The 20,464-nt window shown below is 71.2% G+C and carries 17 protein-coding genes and 1 CRISPR repeat array (1 of these 18 only partly in view); of the genes, 12 read left to right on the top strand and 5 right to left on the bottom strand.

All coding sequences use genetic code 11. The features are described from left to right. Window positions 1-62: a CRISPR direct-repeat array (repeat unit 22 nt) (it extends 815 nt beyond the left edge of the window). A gap of 22 nt (window positions 63-84) precedes the next feature. Next, window positions 85-663, bottom strand: coding sequence for an XRE family transcriptional regulator (locus tag AB0I42_RS30950; RefSeq protein WP_357542871.1), 579 nt, complete (start codon window positions 661-663; stop codon window positions 85-87). Window positions 664-798: 135 nt separating this feature from the next. On the opposite strand from AB0I42_RS30950, the gene AB0I42_RS30945 reads away from it, so the two are divergent. From AB0I42_RS30945 to AB0I42_RS30930, 4 genes are all read left to right on the top strand, one after another. After that, complete coding sequence (locus AB0I42_RS30945) at window positions 799-1,485, top strand: class I SAM-dependent methyltransferase (RefSeq protein WP_357542869.1); 687 nt, start codon at window positions 799-801, stop codon at window positions 1,483-1,485. A 4-nt stretch (window positions 1,486-1,489) separates the two neighbouring features. After that, complete coding sequence (locus AB0I42_RS30940; RefSeq protein ID WP_357542867.1) at window positions 1,490-1,978, top strand: DinB family protein; 489 nt, start codon at window positions 1,490-1,492, stop codon at window positions 1,976-1,978. A 159-nt stretch (window positions 1,979-2,137) separates the two neighbouring features. Beyond that, window positions 2,138-3,232, top strand: coding sequence for a glycoside hydrolase family 43 protein (locus AB0I42_RS30935; RefSeq protein WP_357542865.1), 1,095 nt, complete (start codon window positions 2,138-2,140; stop codon window positions 3,230-3,232). Window positions 3,233-3,363: 131 nt separating this feature from the next. Then, complete coding sequence (locus AB0I42_RS30930; RefSeq protein ID WP_357542863.1) at window positions 3,364-4,251, top strand: arginase family protein; 888 nt, start codon at window positions 3,364-3,366, stop codon at window positions 4,249-4,251. 72 nt (window positions 4,252-4,323) lie between these two features. On the opposite strand, the gene AB0I42_RS30925 is transcribed toward AB0I42_RS30930, so the two are convergent. After that, window positions 4,324-4,827, bottom strand: a complete 504-nt coding sequence (locus AB0I42_RS30925) for a hypothetical protein (protein WP_357542861.1) — start codon at window positions 4,825-4,827, stop codon at window positions 4,324-4,326. A 376-nt stretch (window positions 4,828-5,203) separates the two neighbouring features. After that, entirely contained in the window at window positions 5,204-6,295 is a 1,092-nt protein-coding gene (locus AB0I42_RS30920; RefSeq protein ID WP_357542859.1) for an IS630 family transposase, read from the bottom strand. 131 nt (window positions 6,296-6,426) lie between these two features. Here AB0I42_RS30920 and AB0I42_RS30915 point away from each other — a divergent pair, with 131 nt between their 5' ends. Then, window positions 6,427-6,624 (top strand): hypothetical protein, encoded by a 198-nt coding sequence (locus AB0I42_RS30915; protein WP_357542857.1) that lies wholly within the window; start codon window positions 6,427-6,429, stop codon window positions 6,622-6,624. A gap of 103 nt (window positions 6,625-6,727) precedes the next feature. Here AB0I42_RS30915 and AB0I42_RS30910 read toward each other — a convergent pair whose 3' ends face one another. Further along, window positions 6,728-7,930 carry an MFS transporter gene (locus tag AB0I42_RS30910; RefSeq protein WP_357542855.1) on the bottom strand — a complete coding sequence of 401 codons (1,203 nt, stop codon included), beginning with the start codon at window positions 7,928-7,930 and terminating at the stop codon, window positions 6,728-6,730. A 54-nt stretch (window positions 7,931-7,984) separates the two neighbouring features. Here AB0I42_RS30910 and AB0I42_RS30905 point away from each other — a divergent pair, with 54 nt between their 5' ends. The 6 genes from AB0I42_RS30905 to AB0I42_RS30880 all read left to right on the top strand — a co-directional run bounded on the left by AB0I42_RS30905 (window position 7,985) and on the right by AB0I42_RS30880 (window position 14,554). Continuing rightward, window positions 7,985-8,728: a helix-turn-helix transcriptional regulator gene (locus AB0I42_RS30905; RefSeq protein ID WP_357542852.1), complete on the top strand. Its 744-nt coding sequence runs from the start codon at window positions 7,985-7,987 to the stop codon at window positions 8,726-8,728. A 106-nt stretch (window positions 8,729-8,834) separates the two neighbouring features. Then, entirely contained in the window at window positions 8,835-9,143 is a 309-nt protein-coding gene (locus tag AB0I42_RS30900; RefSeq protein ID WP_357542850.1) for a hypothetical protein, read from the top strand. A 25-nt stretch (window positions 9,144-9,168) separates the two neighbouring features. Further along, on the top strand, window positions 9,169-12,408 hold the full coding sequence (gene fdh / locus AB0I42_RS30895; protein WP_357542848.1) for a formate dehydrogenase: 3,240 nt from the start codon (window positions 9,169-9,171) through the stop codon (window positions 12,406-12,408). Between the two features lie 3 nt (window positions 12,409-12,411). After that, window positions 12,412-13,383, top strand: coding sequence for a 4Fe-4S dicluster domain-containing protein (locus tag AB0I42_RS30890; protein ID WP_357542846.1), 972 nt, complete (start codon window positions 12,412-12,414; stop codon window positions 13,381-13,383). Continuing rightward, window positions 13,380-14,393, top strand: coding sequence for an NrfD/PsrC family molybdoenzyme membrane anchor subunit (gene nrfD, locus AB0I42_RS30885; protein WP_357542844.1), 1,014 nt, complete (start codon window positions 13,380-13,382; stop codon window positions 14,391-14,393). Before AB0I42_RS30890 ends, nrfD begins: the two co-directional genes overlap by 4 nt. Next, a complete protein-coding gene (locus AB0I42_RS30880) occupies window positions 14,390-14,554 on the top strand; it encodes a hypothetical protein (RefSeq protein ID WP_357542841.1) in 165 nt (54 codons plus the stop codon). Before nrfD ends, AB0I42_RS30880 begins: the two co-directional genes overlap by 4 nt. Here AB0I42_RS30880 and AB0I42_RS30875 read toward each other — a convergent pair. Further along, window positions 14,501-17,122: a LuxR C-terminal-related transcriptional regulator gene (locus AB0I42_RS30875; protein ID WP_357542839.1), complete on the bottom strand. Its 2,622-nt coding sequence runs from the start codon at window positions 17,120-17,122 to the stop codon at window positions 14,501-14,503. The genes AB0I42_RS30880 and AB0I42_RS30875 overlap by 54 nt on opposite strands. Window positions 17,123-17,394: 272 nt before the next feature. Here AB0I42_RS30875 and AB0I42_RS30870 point away from each other — a divergent pair, with 272 nt between their 5' ends. Further along, window positions 17,395-20,322 carry an endonuclease/exonuclease/phosphatase family protein gene (locus tag AB0I42_RS30870; RefSeq protein ID WP_357542837.1) on the top strand — a complete coding sequence of 976 codons (2,928 nt, stop codon included), beginning with the start codon at window positions 17,395-17,397 and terminating at the stop codon, window positions 20,320-20,322. Window positions 20,323-20,464 lie beyond the last annotated feature (142 nt).

Below are 20,464 nucleotides of genomic sequence, written 5' to 3'. Positions count from 1 at the left end.
ATCCGGCGACGACCGGTACCTCGTCGTAAACGCCCGCCTGCTCCCCGCGCACGCGCCGGACACGGCCGGTGGAGGGCTGAACGGTCAGTGCCCCGATGGTGCCAGGTGGGCGCGTTCTCCCTGTGCGCCGAACAGTGCGAGCAGTTCCGCGGGTTGGGTGTCGGCGCTGCCGATCCAGTGCGGTATGCGGGTGTCGAACTCTGCGGCTTCGCCGACGCCGAGCTGGAATTCCCGCTCGCCGAGCACGAATCGAATCTGTCCATTGAGGACGTAGAACCACTCGTATCCCTCGTGGGTCTGCAGGTTCATCGTGGGCGATCGGCCGGCCGGTGGGTAGATCACCTTGTAGGCCTGGATGCCGCCGGCCCGCCTGGTCAGTGGGACCATCACCAGCCCGGATCGCCGTACGGGTCGCAGGTGGATGCGCGGGTCGCCGGTGGGTGGCGCCGCGACGAGATCGTCGAGTGGTACGCCGTGTGCCCGGGCCAGCGGCAGCAACTGCTCCAGGGTGGGGCGGAGTTTGCCGTTCTCGAGGCGGGACAGGGTGCTCGCGGTGAGGCCGGTTTCGTTTGCCAGCGCCGCCAGCGTGGCGTTCCTCGCCTGGCGCAGGGCGCGCAGACGGGCTCCGACTCCGGCCAGCACATCTTCTGCGGGGTTGTCCATGCATCCGATGATGCGGATCCGCAATTTTTCTTGCAAGCAGGAAACGACGGTGGCGATGCTGGCGGTACACCAACCGGCGTCGGGTGCGTACGGATCACGCGCGGCACGCCGGCCGACGAGGGGATCGACCCACAAATGGATTTCACCCGAAGCCGAGGACCTGCGGGCGACCACGGCGGGGACGCCGAGGCGTTCTGGGAGCGGCACTACCGCACCCGGGGCAGCTGGGGCGTACGCGTGAACCCGCTGCTCGCCGAGATTGCCGCACCGCTGCCCTGTGGCGCCGTACTGGATCTGGGCTGTGGCGCTGGCGGCGATGCCATCTGGCTCGCGCAGCGGGGGTGGCACGTGACCGCGGTGGACATTTCGAGGACCGCCGTCGAGCGGGTGCGGGATCGCGCCCGGGAACTCGGCGTCGCGGACCGGGTCGCCACCGAGCGGCACGATCTGGCCAGGAGCTTTCCGGCCGGCCGGTTCGATCTCGTGTCCGCCCAGTACTTCCACACCCCGTTTGCGTTGCACCGTAGCCGGGTCCTGCGTACCGCGGCGGATGCCCTGCGTCCCGGCGGTCTTCTGCTGGTCGTCGACCACGGCTCCACCGCGCCGTGGTCGTGGAACCAGGACCCTGACGCCCACTTCCCCACGCCCACCGAGATCGCCGCCGAGCTCGATCTCGACCCGGCGCGGTGGTGCGTCCTGCGGGCCGACATGCCCCGCCGCCGGGCCACCGGACCCGGTGGTGAGACTGCCACCGTCGTCGACAACGTCCTGCTGGTCCGGCGAGCCGCCGGGACCGCGCGACCATCCGGTCGGAGGGAGTGACTTGATGTCTGGGAGGCGGGCAAAGGACACCGGACCGCCGTGGACCGGCGGCGGCGAGAAGGCCACCTTGCAGGGTTTTCTCGACTATCTACGTAAGTCGATCGCGGACAAGGTCGCGGGTGCGCCGGAACCGCAGGTGCGGACAGGTGGAGTGCCGTCGGGCACCAGCCTTCTCGGGCTGCTCAAGCATCTGACGTTCGTCGAGCGGTTCTACTTCCTTGGCGAGGATGTCGGCAACTGGCGGGCGACCATACGGCCGTCCGTGGACGACACGGTCGACAGTGTGCTCGCCGACTACCGCAGCGCTGTCGAGCGGGCCAACCAGGTCATCGACGCCTGCCCGGATCTGGCTCTTCCTGCCCCGCGTCCCCCGCGCCGGGGACCGGCACCGTCGATGCGGTGGGTCCTCGTGCACATGATCGAGGAGACCGGACGGCACGCCGGCCACGCCGACATCCTCCGCGAGCAGATCGACGGATCGACCGGCCGCTGACAACGCGGGCGGCAGGATCGGAGCATTTGGAAAACTTTCCTAACAGTCAGTCTCGAAACATTGACGACCGTTCACGTCGTGGCAATACTCTGAGAGCGCTCTCTGTGATCGGCAACCGTCGAGATCAAGCTGCCGCGGCACGATCAGGAGGACAATCCGATGCCTCACCCACGCCGACTCGCCGGCATCGCCTCCGCCGCCCTGGTGGGCGCGCTCGCCCTCGGGCACGCGCCGACCGCTGCCGTGGCCGGGACCGACACCGCCGCGCAGCCGCAGCCATTCGGCCGTACCACGCTGGGCGGCGCCGACCCCAGCGTCATCCGGGTCGGCGGCCTCTACGTCTCGGCCAAGTCGGTGGACGGCGGGGTCGCGGTGCGGACGGCGTCCACCCTCGAGGGCATCGCCACCGCGCCCAAGCGCCAGGTGTGGCGGGACACGGGCAACCTCGGCGAGGTGTGGGCGCCCGAGATCGTGCACCACGACGGTCGATACCACATCTACTTCGCCGCCGGCCGCAGCGCCGCCCACCGGATGTACCACATCAGCTCCGCCACCGCCGACTCCGGCTATTCGGCCGCCACGAAGGTCGCGCTGCCCGGCGACAAGTGGGCGATCGACGGCGTGCCGTTCACCCACAACGGCCAGCGCTGGTTCGTGTGGTCCGGTTGGGCCGGCGACACCAATGTGGAGCAGAACCTCTACGTCGCCCGGATGACCAGCCCCACCACGACCACCGGCGGCCGCTACATCATCTCGCAGCCGCGGGAGCCGTGGGAACGCGTCGTCGGCAACCCGTTCATCAACGAGGCACCGCAGCCGGTCCGCGACCCGAACGGGCAACTGCACATCGTGTACTCCGCCAACGGAAGCTGGAGCAGCCGGTACTGCCTGGCCGACCTGCGGCTGCGGGCCGGCGGCGACCCCACGTACGTCTGGGACTGGTACAAGAGCAACGGCTGCCTGTTCGGCTCGCACGCCGACAACATGATGTCGGGCTGGCACGCGACCCTGCACGTCGACGGCCCCGGCCACAACTCGTTCGTCCTGGAGCGCGGCGACATCGCCACCAGCCCGCCGTCCGGCAACCGGTTCCCGACCATGTTCCACGCGGTCGCCAAGGGCACGCCGTACTCGTGGTCCAACCGGTACTGGTACACCGGCACGGCCGTGTGGTGGGGCAACACCACCTACCGGCGGGCCAACGTTCCCGGGGCCACCACCAACGTCGGATACAGCCTCAAGTTCTTCGAATGACCGACCGCGACTCCTGATCGGCCGGCGCGGCGGGTTCACCGCGGCCACGCGCGGCGACCGGGCCGGTCAGGTGGGCACGGGTACGGGTACGGCACACCCGCCTCCCGGGACGGGTTGGATATCCTGCGCCGATGCGTCCCATCGCCGTCCTCGACGCGCCGTCCAACCTCGGTCTGCGCCCGCCGGCACCGGGCCTGGTGCCCGGCTGCTACAAGCTGGCCGGCGCCCTACGTGACCAGCGCCTGCTGTCCCGGCTCGCGGCCCGCGACGCGGGTGTCGTCGTGCCGCCGCGCTACGACGTCCGCGACTGGCGCCCCGGCGACGGGGTGCTGAACGCCGCCGCGCTGGCGCGCTACACGCGACAGCTCGCGGAACGGGTCGACGCCGTCGTCGACAGCGGTGACTTCCTGGTGCTGCTCGGCGGCGACTGTTCGATTCTCTTCGGCCCGGCGCTCGCCCTGCACTGGCGCGGGCGCTACGGCATCGCCTACCTCGACGGGTCGATCGACTTCCGGCACGTCGGCAACAGCGACCGCGTGGGTGCCTCCGCCGGTGAGGGCACCGCGATCGTCACCGGACGGGGACAGCCAGACATCGCCGACATCGACGGACTCGGGCCGTACTGCCGGGAGGAGGATCTGGTGATCCTCGGGGTGCGTGACTACGACAGCGAACTCGCCGAGGTGCGGGGGTTGGGCATCGCCGTGCACACCACGCCGGAGATCCTGGCGGAGGGCCCGGCGGCGGTCGGCTCCCGGGTGGCCCGACGGCTGGCCGCCCACGACGGCTATTTCGTCCACCTCGACGTCGACGTGCTGGACCCCGAGGTCATGCCGGCCGCCGATGCCCCGGATCCGGGCGGCCTCGACCACCCGCAGTTGACCGAGCTTCTCCGTCCGCTGGTCACCGATCCGGCCTGCGTCGGCCTGCAGGTCACGGTCTACGACCCGGACCTCGATCCGGACGGGCGCCACGCCGCCGCGCTCGCCGACACCGTGGTCGCGGTTCTGCGCGGCTGATCGGATCCCCCACCACCGACAGCGGCGACGGCCGGGAAGACCAGGGCTTCCCTGCCGTCGCCGGCTGCGGTGTCAGCCCAGCTGCGACCACCACTGGCTACTTCCGGTGAAGCGCTTCAGTGGTGTGCCGGCGGCGTGGAAGTAGTAGCTGTAGGCGCCGTTCTGGCCGTATCCGTACATCGTGACCGCGTCGAGGTTCCAGTTGTCGTCGGTCTGAAAAGGGCCGTTGTGCGACAACATTCGCAGCTTCAGGCCGGTGACGTCGCAGGAGTTGACCGTCCAGTTCAGGTTGTGGAGACCCAGCACTTTCGTATGGGTCGAATTGTTGCCGAAGCCGGAACGGAAATGCTGTAGCTCCACGTCGCCGTACCTGGTCGTCAGGAACGGCATCACCTCGCTGTTGCTGCGCAGGTCGTCGCCGCCAGTTCGAAAGACCAGGGTGAAGCTGGTCATGTTGTTGCAGGCGATCGGGCCGGCGTTGGCGGGGGTCGCGGCGACGGCCGCACCGACGGCCGCGAGCAGGCCGGCTGCGAGCAGGCCGATGACACGGTGGAGCGAGCTGGATCGGTGACGCATCGGGATATGCCCTCCATAGGCGATGGGTGGTTGTCGGATTGATTCCGAGTTCGCCAAAACGTATCGTCGAGGCCGCGTGATGTCGTGAGTAGCGCCCTACTCATCGCCGGCCGGGTCCGTGCGCCAATCGGTTGACCTGGGCAGCTGGAACGAACAATCTCCCGGGAACGTTATTCACGGGTGCCGACCGACAATTAAAAGACATAGACCGTTACGCCTACGTTCATCGCCGCGTCGGGGCCGCCGCCCTGGTGGTGTTCGATCGCGGGCTGCCCGGGTAAGCGCGGGGAGCCGACGCGACGCGAGGTTGACATGGAATTCGAGCAGGCCGACGCATACCGGTCGCTGCGGGCGGTCCACTCGAGCTAGTGCCTCGTCATGCAGCCTTGAACGGGTAATCAGGGTGGCGGATTTTGGATCCGGTGGCGAATCCGGATTTCGGGCGTGCGCGGTGGTTGCGCCAGCGGATGTAGTCGCCGATGGCGGCGTCCTGTTCGGCGTGGCTGCGGTGGTCGGTGCCGTTGAGGGCGAAGTACCGCACGGCGGCGAACTCGGCCTCGATCCAGTTCAGCCAGGACGCGTAGGTCGGTAGGAACACCAACTCGACGCGGTTGGTCGCGCACCAGGCGCGGACCTCGGGATGCTTGTGCGGGGAGAAGTTGTCCACGATCAGGTGGAGACGCTGGTCGGGCCAGCGACGGCGCAGGGTTTTGAGGAAGCCGAGGAACTCGCGCCATCGTTTGCGGTCGCGGATGCGGTAGTGCAGGCGTCCGGTGGCCAGGTCCAGGGCGGCGATCATGTGCCGTACCCCCTGGTCACGGCTGTAGGTGGCCCGTAGTCGTACCGGCTGACCTTCCGGACGCCAGGCGCGGCCGGGGCGGGGTTGCAGGTTCAGCGGCCCGAACTCGTCCACGCAGAGCACCCGCCCGTCGGCGGGCGGGTGGTCGTACAGGTCGAGGATCCGACGCATCTTGGCGGTGAAGTCGGGGTCGGTACTGGCCTTCCAGGTCTTGGTGGCCTGCCACGACACGCCACGCTCGTGCAGGATCCGCCGGACGGTCTCTACGCTGATCGTCGTGACATAGCCGGCCTGGATCAGGTAGTCGCGCAGCTTGGTCAGTGACCAGCAGGAGAACGGCTTACCGAGGAAGCGGGGGTCGCACCGGGCGATGACACAGATCCAGTCACGGGTCTGCTCATCGATCCGTCTGGGTGCGCCCCCGCTCCATTTTGGGTCCAGGGCGTCGAACCCCCGTTCGTTGAACGCGTGGATCACGTCCCGCACGTAGTCCTCGCTGGTCTTGAGCAGGTGCGCGATGTCCGGGGCCGGCTGCCCCTGAGCGGACATCAACACGACGATCGCCCGACGCAACTTCACCGGGTCCTTCGCCGTCCGGCTGATCCGCTGCAACCGCTGTCCCTCGGCCATCGACACCTGCCGGACGAACACCTCCGGGCGTCTGCCCACCGGCCACCACCTCCCATAAACGATGGGAGACAGCCTGCCCGACAGGTCCTCAGAACCGGCGCATTACACGATCAACGTTCAAAGACGAGGCACTAGGAGGTGTGCGGACGATGGGACGTAACCTGGCCCAGATGACCACCGGGCAGCTGCGCGACGAGGCGCAGCGTGCCGGGATCGGCAACACCGACCAGATGGACAAGGATGACCTGATCGGTGCGCTCGGCGGCACCACCAACGCCAGACAGGGCGGCGGTCAGACCCAGAAGGATCCTCGGCCGAAGGGGGTCCGTCCGCAGGAGTACAAGAACATACCCGGTAACCAGACCTGAGCCGGTCCGGGCCGGGCGGTCGGTGGGGTGCGGGAGTCGCACCCCACGGGCCGCACACTTCGGGCTTTCGACCGGTCCGGTGAGTCCCGGTAGGGCGAACGGGTCAGTCGACCCGAACAGGGCTGGACGGGGCGGGGACTTCCTGTTGTTTGGCGGGCCGAGACCGCTTCGACGCTTCGGGGTCGCGCAGGGTGCGGAACATCAGCCAACTCAGGGCCGGCATGAGGATCAGGGGTGTGAGCGCGGTCCGTAGTGAGGTCGCGTCGGCCAGGGCGCCGATGACGGGGCTGGCGAGTCCGCCGATGCTGACGGCCAGGCCGAGGGTGATGCCACTGGCGGTGCCGACCCTGTTGGGCAGGTAGTCCTGTCCGAGGGTGATCTGCAGGGAGAAGGGCAGGTAGAGGCCGGCGGAGGTCAGGGCCACGAAGGGGTACATGGCGGGTCCGGGCGCCCACACCACGCCCGCGATGGCGAGGACGGTGACCGCGTAGGACCAGCGGGACACGGTGACGCGGCCCCACCGGTTCGCGGCGGAGCCGCCGAGCAAGGAGCCGGCGACGCCACCGAGGTAGAGCAGGAACAGGGCGGTGGTGCCGGCGACGGCGCTGCCGTTCATGCGCTGTTGGGCGTAGAGGGAGATGAACGTGCCGAGGCCGACGAAGGCGATCGACCGGAACACCACCGCGAAGGTCAGCCGCACGAACGAGGTGACGTCGTCACGCCCGGCCCGCGTGGTGTTCTCGCGGGTGGTGTTCCTACGCCGGGCGAGGGCGTGCAGCACGGGCAGCGCCATCGCGGTGCCGGCGAGTGCCGGCACGACCAGCAGTGGCGTCCAGCTCAGTCCGCCGAGGGCGGCGATACCGGCGACCATCAGCGGTGCCAGGGCGAAGCCGACGTTGCCGCCGGTCGAGAAGTAGGCCATCGCGGTGTGGCTGCCCTCGCTGGCTTCGCGGGCGATGCGGGCGGATTCGGGGTGGTAGGCGGCCACGCCGATGCCGGAGACCGCCACGAACAGAAGGGTGAGGGCGTAGTTGCCGCTCAGCCCGCTCAGGGCGATGCCGACCCCGCCGAGCAGGGTGCTGACGGGCAGCAGCCACGGCATCGCCCAGCGGTCGGTGAGGGCGCCGAACACCGGTTGCGCGATCGAGGACAGCAGCGTCGCGGCGAGCACGATGCCGGACGCGGCCGCGTACGTGTAGGCGCGCTCGGCGACGAACAGGGGCACCAGTGCGGCGACGGTGCCCTGGTAGACGTCGACGCAGGCGTGGCCGACGGAGAGCAGGGTGATGGACGTTCTTCTGCGCACGATCCGATGCTTCCAACGCGCCACCCTGTCGGGCTTCCGATAACCTGACAATCAATGACGGAAATCCGCCACGTGTCGGTGGCCCCGACTCGGAGCCAGTGGCTCGCGTCCGGGGCTGAGATCGACGCGCATCGCCATGACGATCACCAGATCGTCTACGCCGCCCGTGGTGTCCTGACCGTGACGACCAGCGCGGGCTCGTGGGTCACGCCGGGCACCCGGGCCATCTGGGTGCCGGCCGGCACCGTTCACGCCCACCGCGCCTACGGCGAACTCGAACTGCACCTGGTGGGGCTGCCTGCCACGAGCAACCCGCTCGGCCTGGACACCCCGACCGTGTTGTCGGTCGCCCCGCTGCTGCGTGAGCTGATCATGGCCTACACCCGCGGCCCCGTTGAGCAGAGCCCGGAACGTGACCGGCTGCGCGACGTGCTGCTCGACCGGTTACGTACCTCTCCGCAGCAGCCGCTGCACGTGCCGACCCCGACCGATCCGCTGCTGCGTGCCGTGTGCGCACTGCTGCAGGCCGACCCGGGCGGCAACCGCACGCTGGTCGACCTCGGCCGCGAGGTCGGCGCCAGCGACCGGACCCTGTCCCGGCTGTTTCGCCGCGACCTCGGCATGAGCTATCCGCAGTGGCGCACCCAGCTGCGCCTGCACCACGCGCTGATCCTGCTCGCCGACAGGACGCCCGTGACCGCGGTGGCCCATCGGTGCGGCTGGTCATCGGCCAGCGCGTTCATCGACGTGTTCCGCCGTACCTTCGGCCACACCCCCGGCACCCATCCCGCGGGCTAGTTCCAGGATCCCGTGCGTCGCGCGGCGGTCGGTGGCCGTGCGTTGGGGAAAGTGGCCGCCACGGTCCGTCCGTGATGCCAGGATTATCCCCTAGGAGGCTTTGGTCATGCCGGACAGGGATCAGGTACTGCGGCTGCTCGACCAGGGAAACGACTACGTCGAGGTCGGGCGCCGCCTCGGCATCCCACCCGGTCAGGCGTACCTCATCGCCACCGGCGTGCCGGCGGACGACGGGGTCACGGTGAACCGGGAGCGCCGCGGGCGGCCGGGACTCCTGCCGTCCCGGACGCAGCGGCTGGTCAACGACCGTGAGGTCAACCCGATGTCGTCGGCGCTGGTACGCGAATGGGTACGCCGCCGCGCCGCCGAGGACCAGCCGATGCAACGGGCCGCCCGGGCGGACGGACGGCACTGAGCGACCGAGCGGAAGGGCAGGACCGATGGCCGGAATCTCCCCACGGGGGTGGCCCGTCTGGCGGCAGCTCACCGGCCCTGACCGGTCCGGGCGGGGCGCGGCGGTCAAGTCGCCGCGCAGCGACTCCCTCGAGCCGCGTACGGCCGGCGCGGACAAGGTCGTCAAGTCGGTCTGCCCGTACTGCGCCGTCGGTTGTGCCCAGAACGTGTACGTCCGCGACGACCGGGTCGTGCAGATCGAGGGGGACCCCGACTCGCCGGTCAGCCGTGGCCGGCTGTGCCCGAAGGGCGCCGCCTCGCTGCAACTGACCACGGACTCGGGCCGGCTGCGTACGGTGCTGCACCGTCCGCCGTACGCCTCGGACTGGCAGGAGCTCGACCTCGACACGGCGATGGAGATGATCGCCGACCGGGTGCTGCGGACCCGGCGGGAGACGTGGCGGGCCGAGGAGCGGGGCCTGCCGGTGGCCCGCACGATGGGCATCGCCAGCCTGGGCGGCGCGACGCTGGACAACGAGGAGAACTACCTCATCAAGAAGTTGTTCACCGCGCTCGGCATGGTGCAGATCGAGAACCAGGCCCGGGTCTGTCACAGCTCCACCGTCATCGGTCTGGGCACCTCGTTCGGCCGGGGCGGCGCCACCACCTTCATGCAGGACGCCCAGCACGCCGACTGCATTCTCATCGAGGGCTCCAACTACGCCGAGGCCCATCCGGTCGGCTTTCAGTGGATCATGGAGGCGAAGGCGCGTGGCGCGGTCGTCATCCACGTCGATCCGCGGTTCACCCGTACCAGTGCCCTGGCGGACCTGCACGTGCCGATCCGGGCCGGGACCGACGTGGCGTTCCTCGGCGGGATCATCAACCACGTCCTGACCGAGGGGAAGGACTTCCGGGAGTACGTCCTGGCGTATACGAACGCGGCCACGATCATCAACGAGGACTTCCGGGACACCGAGGACCTCGACGGTCTCTTCTCGGGATTCGATCCGGAAGAGCACGTCTACTCGGAGCGGAGCTGGCAGTACGAGGGCGTCGACGTCGTCTCCGCCTCCGGGCAGCGGGACACCCAGTACCAGCAGCGCGCGTCCGGCTCGTCGACCGGCCGGGGCGAGAAGCACGGCGCCGGCGGCGCGGCCCTGACCGGCGAGCCGCACCAGGACCGCACGCTGCGGCACCCGCGCTGCGTCTACCAGATCCTCAAGCGGCACTACGCCCGCTACACCCCGGAGATGGTCGAACGGATCTGCGGCATCGCACCCGACGTCTTCGCCGAGGTGTGCCGGCACCTGGTGGAGAACTCCGGCCCGGAGCGGACCAGCGAGTTGGTCTACGCGGTGGGCTGGACCCAGCACTCCGACGGCTCGCAGTTCGTCCGCGCCGCCAGCGTGCTGCAGTTGCTGCTGGGCAACATCGGCCGCCCCGGCGGCGGCATCCAGGCGTTGCGCGGCCACGCCAGCATCCAGGGCTCCACCGACATCCCGACCCTGTTCAACCTGCTGCCCGGCTACATCCCGATGCCGCACGCCCACGCCGGTCAGACGCTCGACGACCTGGTCGCCGCCGACGCCGCCCCGAAGGGCTACTGGGCCAACATGAAGGCATACCTGGTCAGCCTCATGAAAGCCTGGTGGGGGCCGGCGGCGACGCCGGACAACGACTTCTGCTTCGGCTACCTGCCCCGGCTCACCGGCAGCCACTGCACCTACGACACCGTCATGGAACAGCTCGCCGGCACCTGCAAGGGCTTCTTCCTGCTGGGCGAGAACCCGGCGGTCGGCTCGGCGAACGCGAAGATGCAGCGGCTGGGCATGGCGAACCTGGACTGGCTGGTGGTCCGCGACTTCAACCTGATCGAGAGTGCCACCTGGTGGAAGGACGGCCCGGAGATCGAGTCCGGCGAGCTGCGCACCGAGGACATCGGCACCGAGGTCTTCTTCCTGCCCGCCGCCGCGCACACCGAGAAGTCCGGCAGCTTCACCAACACCAACCGGATGCTGCAGTGGCACCACCAGGCGGTCGAGCCGGCGGGCGACCGGCGCAGCGAGCTGTGGTTCATGTACCACCTCGGCCGGATCATCCGCGACCGGCTGGCCGGCTCCACCGCCCTGATGGACCGCCCGGTTCTGGACCTCACCTGGGACTACCCCACCGAGGGCACGGTGGCCGAGCCGTCGGCCGAGGCGGTGCTGGCGGAGATCAACGGCTGGGACGCCGGCGGCAACCCCCTGCCCGGCTACGCCAGCCTCAAGGACGACGGCTCCACCGCCTGCGGCTGCTGGATCTACTGCGGGGTGTACAAGGACGGGATCAACCAGGCGGCCCGGCGCAAGCCGGCCGAGGAGCAGAACTGGGTCGCCCCGGAGTGGGCCTGGGCCTGGCCGGACAATCGCCGGCTGCTCTACAACCGCGCCTCCGCCCGCCCCGACGGCCGGCCGTGGAGTGAGCGGAAGAAGCTGGTCTGGTGGGACGAGCAGGCGGGCAGGTGGACCGGCTACGACGTGCCCGACTTCGAGCCGACCAAGCGCCCCGACTACCGGCCGCCGGAGGGTGCCACCGGGGTGGCGGCCCTGAAGGGCACCGACCCGTTCATCATGCAGGCCGACGGGCTGGGCTGGCTCTACGTCCCGGCCGGCATCGCCGACGGGCCGCTGCCCACCCACTACGAGCCGCAGGACTCCCCGATCAGCAACCCGCTGTACGGCCAGCAGCGCAACCCGGCCCGGCTGCTCTACCCGCACGAACACAACCGGTACCAGCCCAGCGGCCGGCAGTCCGGCGCGGACGTCTTCCCGTACGTGGTCACCACCTACCGGCTCACCGAGCACTTCACCGCCGGCGGAATGAGCCGGCACACGCCGTACCTGGCCGAGCTGCAACCCGAGTTCTTCTGCGAGGTCTCCCCCGAGCTGGCGGTGGAACGCGGGCTGGAACACGGCGGCTGGGCCACCATCGTCACCGCGCGCAACGCCATCGAGGCCCGGGTCATGGTCACCGAACGGATGGCGCCGCTGCGGGTGGACGGGCGGGTCATCCACCAGATCGGGCTACCGTTCCACTGGGGACCGAACGGCTACAGCCGCGGCGACGCCGCCAACGAGCTGTCCGCCATCTCGCTGGACCCGAACTCGCACATCCAGGAGGTGAAGGCGTTCTCCGCCGACATCCGGCCCGGGCGACGACCACGCGGACCCGCCCGCCTCGAACTGGTCGGCGAATACCAGGCCCGCGCCGGCATCACCGGCCTGACCGGAACGGAGGTCTAGGCGATGGAACTCGACCTGAGAGCGGCCGCCGAACACGGCCTCGACCCGGCCACCGCGAGCGGATACGACGCGCACCCGCCGCGGATGGGCTTCTTCACCGACACCAGCGTCTGTATCGGCTGCAAGGCGTGCGAAGTGGCGTGCAAGGAGTGGAACGCCATCCCGGAGGACGGGCTGACCTTCACCGGCATGTCGTACGACAACACCGTCGGGCTCGGCGCGGACACCTGGCGCCACGTGGCCTTCGTCGAGCAGCCGCGACGGCTGGGCCGGCAGGAGACCCACCTCGCCGACGTGGAACTGCCGGCGGCGGTCACCGCGCAGGCGGCGGGGCGTACCGCCGTCTCGCTCGGGATGCCCGAGTCCCGGCCGCCGGACGGACACCCGCACCCGGTGCGCGACATGGAGTTCCGCTGGCTGATGTCGTCCGACGTGTGCAAGCACTGCACCCACGCCGCCTGCCTGGACGTCTGCCCGACCGGGGCGCTGTTCCGGACCGAGTTCGGCACCGTGGTGGTGCAGGAGGACATCTGCAACGGCTGCGGCTACTGCGTCCCGGCCTGCCCGTACGGTGTCATCGACCAGCGCAAGGACGACGGCCGGGTGTGGAAGTGCACGCTGTGCTACGACCGGTTGTCGGTCGGCCAGGAGCCGGCCTGCGCGAAGAGCTGCCCGACCGACTCCATCCAGTTCGGTGAGCTGACCGAGCTGCGCGAGCGGGCCGAGACGCGGGTCCGGCGGCTGCACGACCAGGGCGTCGCCGACGCCCGGCTCTACGGCGCCGACCCGGGCGACGGGGTCGGCGGCACCGGCGCGTTCTTCCTGCTGCTCGACGAGCCGGAGGTGTACGGCCTGCCGCCGGATCCGGTGGTCACCACCCGCGACCTGCCGGCGATGTGGCGCCGGGTCGCGGTGGCCGCCGCCGGGCTGCTGGTCGGGCTGGTCGGCGTGACGGTCATCGGAGGTGGCAGGTGAACCGGACCGACGTACGCCTCGACGGCGCCCCCGGCCTGCCGGCCGGGCGGGAGGCGGTGGTCGGCTCGGCCGGCCGTTGGCGGCGCCGCCAACGGGGCGAGCGGCTGATGGTGCCGAAGGCCGAGTTCCGCTCCTACTACGGGCTGCCGGTGCTCAACGCCCCGACCTGGCGGGCGGCGGACATCGCCGGATACCTCTTCCTCGGCGGGCTGGCCGGCGCCTCGTCCACGCTGGGCGCCGCCGCCGAGCTGGCCGGGCGGCCCCGGCTCGCCGCCGGGCTCAAGGTCGGTGCCGCCGGCGCGCTCGGCGGATCGCTGTACGCCCTGATCCACGACCTGGGCCGGCCCGAGCGGTTCCTCAACATGCTGCGGGTGTTCAAACCCAGTTCGCCGATGAGCGTCGGGTCCTGGCTGCTGGCCGGCTACGGCCCGCTCGCCGGCCTGGCCGCGGGCAGTCAGGTGACCGGGCTGCTGCCCCGGCTCGGCCGGTTCGGCACGGCGGGCGCGGCCCTGCTGGGTCCGGCGGTCGCCGCCTACACCGCCGCGCTGATCGCCGACACCGCCGTGCCGACCTGGCACGAGGCGTACCGCGAGCTGCCGGCGCTGTTCGTCGGGTCCGCCGCCGCCTCCGCCGGCGGGCTGGGCCTGCTGGTCGCGCCGGCCGGTGAAGCCGGCCCGGCCCGGCGGGCGGCCGTCCTCGGCACCGCCGTCGAGCTGGTCGCGGCCCGGCGGATGGACCGCCGCCTCGGGCTGGTGGCCGAGCCCCTGCGCGAGGGGGCGGGCGGGTGGCTGCTGCGGGCGGGTAGGGCGTTCGGCGTCGGTGGTGCGGTGCTCGCGGTCGCGGGCCGGCGCAGCCGTACGGCCACCGCCCTGGCCGGGGCGGCCTTCCTGGCCGGGGCCGTCTGCACCCGCTTCGGGTTCTTCACCGCCGGCGTTGCCTCGGCCGGGGATCCGAAGTACACCGTGGCCCCACAGCGCGAACGGCTCGGGGAGAAGGAGGCACCACGATGAGGACGGTCGCGAGGTATCTCCCGTTCGCCGGCATCGTGCTCACCACCTGGCTGGTCGCCCGGCTGGCGGTACGGCAGCAGGAGCATCGGCCGGCACCGGGCGCGGTGTCACGGACGCTCGTCTCCGGCGGCGGGCGGCGGCTCGGGCGGGTCGTCGTGTAGCACCTCGGCCAGTTCGGCCCGGCCCCTGGTGCCCAGCTTCCCGTTGATCCGGTAGAGATGGTTCTCGATGGTGCGTACCGAGACGACCAGCCGGTCCGCGATCTCCCGGTTCGACATGCCCCGGGCGGCCAGGCTGCCGATCTCGCGCTCGCGTCCGGTGAGCGGCAGGGGCGCGACGGTGCTCGTCGCGAGGGTCCGTACGCCCTCGCAGCGTTCGGTCAGCCGGCGTACCCGGGCGGCGGCCCGGTGTGCCGCGCCGCGCCGGTTCATCCGCTGGTAGGTGGCGGCCGCCTGGGCCGCCGCATCGGCGGCCGCCAGCAGGTCCCCCATCCGCTCCAGCAGGTCCGACGCGGCCCGCAGACCGTCGGCGTCGTCGGCGGCCAGCGCGGTCGCGTGCGCGGCGGCGGCCGGGGCGCGCGGACCATCCACCCGGGCGGCCAACGCGGTGAGCCGCGCGGCCACCGACCGGTCGCCGAAGCAGACGGCGGTGTGCAGCGCCAGCACCTCGTGGGCGGAGTGCCCGGTCGCCGCCGCCACCGACGCCGCCTCGTGGGCAAGCGCGACCGCCTCGCTCGACACCCCCTGGGCGGCGGCCAGCCAGGCCCGGGACAGGTACAGGTCCGGCTGGAGGAACAGCACCATCGGGTGCTGCCGGGCGTGCAGTCGCGCCTGTACGTCGGCCGCCGCCGCCAGGTCACCGGTCAGCGCCAGCGCCCGGCCCAGCGGGATCAGGCACACGTGCTCGAAGCCGCCGGCCGTGTCGAACCGCTCCAGGCCGGCGTGCGCCTCACGCAGCCAGCGCAGGGCGCTGACCGGCCGGCCCTCGGCCAGGGTCACGTCACCCAGCAGCACCGTGCTGATCAACGCCGGGAGGTCGAGGTAACGCACGGACTCCCAGCAGGCGTACGCGATCTCGGCCGCCTCCCGCAGGTAGCCGGCCAGGCGCAGCCCGGCGACCTGCGCGGTGATCAGCGGGAAGCGTACGTAGCCGAACTCCGCCGACCGGCCGGCCGCGGCCAGGCCACGCGCCGTCGCGTCGGCGAGTTCGTCGGCCCGGCCGACGGCGGCCAGGCCGACAACGTGTCCGGCGGTGGCGAGAGCGACCGACTCGTCCGGCAGTCCCGGTGCCGCGAGCGCGGTCGTCGCCGCCTCGATCGCCGCGACCGGCCGGGCGCGCTGCCCGTCGAACAACGCGCGCAGCGCCATCAGCCGCATCCGGCCCGCGCCGTCGACGACCCGCGACTCGGCCGATTCGAGGATCGTCTGCGCCTCCGCGGGCCGCGACGCCATCCACGCCAGGTTGATCACCTGCGCCACCGTGGCCCGGACCAGTTCGTCGTCCGTACCCGCCGTCGCGGCCAGCGCCGCGACCTCGGCGCCGGCCGGTCGGCTCAGTCCGTTGAGGGCGGCGATCGTGATCATGCTCGGCTCGAATCCGCCGCCGGCGGCCTGCGCCGCCTGCCCGAGCCGTACGGTCAGCGGGAGGTCGCACAGCCGGCCGGCGTGCCTGGCCGCCTCGTACAGCAGCCGCCAGTCCGGTTCCAGGTCCGAGTCCAGCGCCAGTACGGCCCGACGGAGGGTGTCGTCGGCCCGGCGGCCCCCGGTGTCGGCGAGCGCCCGGCTGATCCGTCCGCGTAGCCGCCGGGCCCGCAGCACCCCCATCCGGGCACGTCTGACCTCTGCGAACAGCGGGTGGGTCAGCCGGGCCTCGAGCCGGCGGCCGTCCTGCTCGACCCGGACGAGGCCGGCCCGTTCGGCCTGTTCGACCGCCGAGGGGTCGGCGAGCCGGGCGATCAGGCGGACACCGAGCGGTTCGGCGAGGGCGAGCAGGTCGACCACTGTCGCCACGGGTTCGGCCAGTTCGCCCATCCGGATCGTCACCAGGTCGGTCAGGCCGGGCGACACCGGTGCCCCGCCCGACCACCGCCACACGCCGCGGACCGGGCGCAGCCGGTCGGCCTCGACCTCGCCGTCGACGAAATGCCGCAGGTAGAGCGCGTTGCCCTGGGTGATCTCCCAGACGCGGTCCACGGTCTTGCTGTCCACCGGGCCACCCAGCCCGGCCTCCAGCAGCGAGCCGGTCTGTCGCTGGCCGAGCGGCGACACCTCGAGCCGTTCGAGGTATCCGTCCTTCCACAGGTGGGTGACCAGGTCCGGCACCGTCTCGCCGGTGCGTACGGTGGCGATGACGACCGCCGCGCAGTGCAGGGCCAACTGGTGCACCAGCAGTGCCGACACCTCGTCGAGCAGGTGGGCGTCGTCGACCCCGAGCACGAGCGGGCCGTCACCGGCATCCGCGACGAGCACCCGGGACGCCTCCGCCACCAGTGCCACCGGGTCGCTGTTCAGTGCGCCGAGCAGCGCCGCGAAGGGGCCCAGCGGGAGCCCGCGCGACGCCGCCGTGCCGACGACCCACCGGGTGACGGCGCCGCGCCGTTGCGCCGACGTGAGCGCCTCACGGGCCAGCCGGGTCTTCCCCACCCCGGCCGGACCGGCCAGCAGTACGCCGTGCGGGGTGCCGGACCGCATCGCCGCGTCGATGGAGCGTAGTTCTTCCCGGCGTCCCACGAGCGGCCAACCTCGTGCCATAGATGAAGTTTAATATCTTGGAGTGGGCTGGTGTGTCCCCTCCCGGCCTCGCCACGACCGCCGATTATGGCCGCCTATGCGGGATTACCGGCCGATTCGCGGAAGAGTACGGCACTGGCCTCAAGCCGGCGTCGTTGTGTCGCACCTGTCGGTCGGCGTCCGAGCGGTGTTCACGTCCCTGCCATGCACTGGCGCTTGGCTGCCGACGTCCCCACGTTTTGACCCGCGACCGTCCCAGGAGGACATTGGCGATGCGATCCGTCCATCGTGGCCTCGCGTGTGCCGTGGCTCTGGCCGCCACGGCCGTCGGCGCCCTTCCCGGCGCGCCGGCACACGCCGCCGAATCCGTCCAGTACCTGCAGAACCCCAGTTTCGAACTGCCCGGCAGCAACGCCGCCGCCCCGACCGGGTGGAACCAGGTGCTGCTGGAGAACGAGACGAGCCCGTACCGGGTCGTCGTGCAGACCTTCGACGCGGCCGGCCAGTTCCCGCCCCCGTCCCCCGTACCCGACGGCGACTTCGCCCTGGAGGTGTACTGGCAGGTCGGCTCCAAGCTGGGCCTGCTCGGCGTCGGGGCGGAACAGGCGGTCTCCGTACCGGCCGCCGACGACCTCTGGTTCAGCTACGACACGGTGCAGACCTTCTACGCCGACTCGCGCTCGGCCAACTGGGCCGGCGCGCTGGCCGAGGTGGAGTTCACCTCCGGCACGCAGACCTACAAGTTGCGCTACTTCCACCTCGGCTCGCGGCCGGACTACACCGGTCTGCCGCAGGACTCCGCCACCGTCCGGTACATCGTCGGCCAGCAGTTCGCCGGCAACGGCACCTGGATCGCGAACACCCGGGACCTCGACGCCGACATCGCCGCCAAGTTCGGCCTGACCGACTTCACCGTCACCGCGGTCCGCATCGGCAACCTCCAGGACCGCAAGGCCACCTCGCCGTTTCCGAACCTGACGTCGTACTTCGACGACGTCCGCCTGACGAAGGGCGCCGTCGACCCCGACCCGGACCCCGACCCGGAGCCGGGCGACCACACGCTGATCAGCGCGATCCAGGGCAGCGGCGCCAGCAGCCCGATGTCCGGCCGGACCGTCACCATCCAGGGTGTGGTGACCGGCATCGACAACGAGGTCGGCGCCGACTACGAGCGGACCTACCCCGAGGACCGGGGCATCTACGTCCAGTCGCTCGCCGACGACGTCGACGGCGACCCGAACACCTCCGAGGGCATCTTCGTCGGCTACGTCGACAACCCGGCCGCGTACCGGCCCGGCGACGTGGTGCGGGTGACCGGCCAGGTCAAGGAGAAGTTCGGGCTGACCGAACTCGCCGAGCAGATCGGCCAGGAGCCGACCAAGGTCGGCACCGCGCCGGTGCCGGCGCCGATCGTGATCGACCAGGCCCGGGCCGAGGCGCAGGGCAGCGGCCGGGCGTACTACGAGTCGCTCGAGGGCATGCTGGTCACCCTGCCGGCCGGCGTCGCCAACTCCGGCGGCACCAACAAGTTCGGCGAACTGTTCCTGACCCCGGGCACCACCCGGGACCCGATCCTCCAGGGCGCGGCGGTGCCCGCCTCGCTGCTCGCCCTCGACGCCGACGCGGGTGCCGGCAACCCCGCCAACCCGCACAAGCCGCCGGCGCCGTCGACCACCCACGTCACCGCGGACCACCTCGACGAAGTACGCGGGGCGACCGGGCCGCTCGGCTTCTCGTACGGCCACTACAAGCTGTACCCGCAGCCCGGCGCCATGCCGCAGGTCGTCGACGGACCCACCGCGTTCCCGTACGCCGGACTCGCCCCGACCGGCCCGGGCCAGCTGCGGGTCGTGTCGTACAACGTGGAGAACTACTTCCCGGTCGGCGTCGAGCTCGACCTGTCGCCGGTCACCCAGGCCGAGTACGCCGAGAAGCGGGACCGGATCGCCGCGTCGATCGAGCTGCTCCAGCGGCCCGACATCATCGGCGTGCAGGAGGTCTACCACCTGGCCGTGCTCCAGGACCTGGCGACGACGCTCGGCGGCTACACCGCCCACCTGCTGGAGGGCAACGACTCGCGCGGCATCGACGTCGGTTTCCTGGTTCGTGACGGCGTGAGTGTCGCCAACCTGCGCCAGCTCGACCGGACCACGCCCGGCTGCGACGACTCCGGGCTGGCGTACGACCGGCCGCCGCTGGCGCTGGACGTCACCGCCGGCGGCCTGGAGTTCACGGTCGTCAACAACCACTTCAAGTCCAAGGGCGGGGCCGGCGCGTCCGGCGCCTGCCAGCAGGAGCAGGCGACCCGGCTGCGTGACCGGGTCAAGGCGCTGGAGGACGCCGGCCGGCAGGTGATCGTGCTGGGCGACCTCAACCAGTTCGAGTACGAGCAGCCGCTGGCCACCCTGCAGACCGGTTCGACGCTCACCAACCTCTGGGGCAGCGCCCCGGCGGAGTTCCGGTACAGCTCGCACTACCAGGGCGTCCTGCAGACGCTGGACCACGTGCTGGTCACCGACGGGCTCGACGACGCGGTGGTCGACTTCCGGTACGCGCCGATCAACACCGACTACGCCGACCGGTTCGGCACCGACGGGCACAAGGCCGCCGACCACAACCCGGCCGTACTCACGCTCGAGGTCGAGCCGCCGGCCGACACCACCCCGCCGACGGCGGCGGCGACGCTGTCGCCGGACGAACCGAACGGGGACGACAACCGGAGCTACCACACCCCGGTGACGGTCACGCTGACCGGCGCCGACGAGGGCGGCTCCGGCGTCCGGGTGCTCCAGTACGCCATCGACGGCGAGGCCTGGACCCGGTACAAGGCGCCGCTGACCATCAGCGCCCCGGGTCGGCACGTGGTGAAATTCCGGGCGATCGACCTGGCCGGCAACCGGTCCGAGATCGGCAAGGTCATCGTCACCATCACGCCCGACGCCTGCCCCGGCTCGGACAAGCGGTGGAAGATCTGGCTCGGCAACGTCAACAGCGGGGTCGCCAACGGGGACCTCGGCAACGGCTGCACGTACACCGACGTCCTCTACCCGAGGGACCGGACGTGGAGCGGCAACCAGGAGTACGTCGAGTTCGTCACGGCCAAGGCGAACGGCCTGCGGGTCGACGGTCGCCTGACGGCCGCCGACGTCGAGGCGCTGGTCGCCGCCGCCGCACGCTCGACAGTGGGCGGCCGCTCCTGACCATGTGATGCGCCCGCGGTGCGGGTCCGTCTCGCGGTGGCCGGTGTCCGGGTACTCGTACCCGGACACCGGCCACCGTCGCGTGCAACCGGAGGACCGGGACTGACCCGGGCCGGCCGGACACTCTCCGCCCGTCCACCTG

Source organism: Polymorphospora sp. NPDC050346, assembly GCF_040655695.1.
Classification (GTDB): Bacteria; Actinomycetota; Actinomycetes; order Mycobacteriales; family Micromonosporaceae; genus Polymorphospora; species Polymorphospora lycopeni.
Note: the sequence above shows the minus strand (reverse complement) of the source record. Positions and strands in the feature narration are given on the sequence as shown.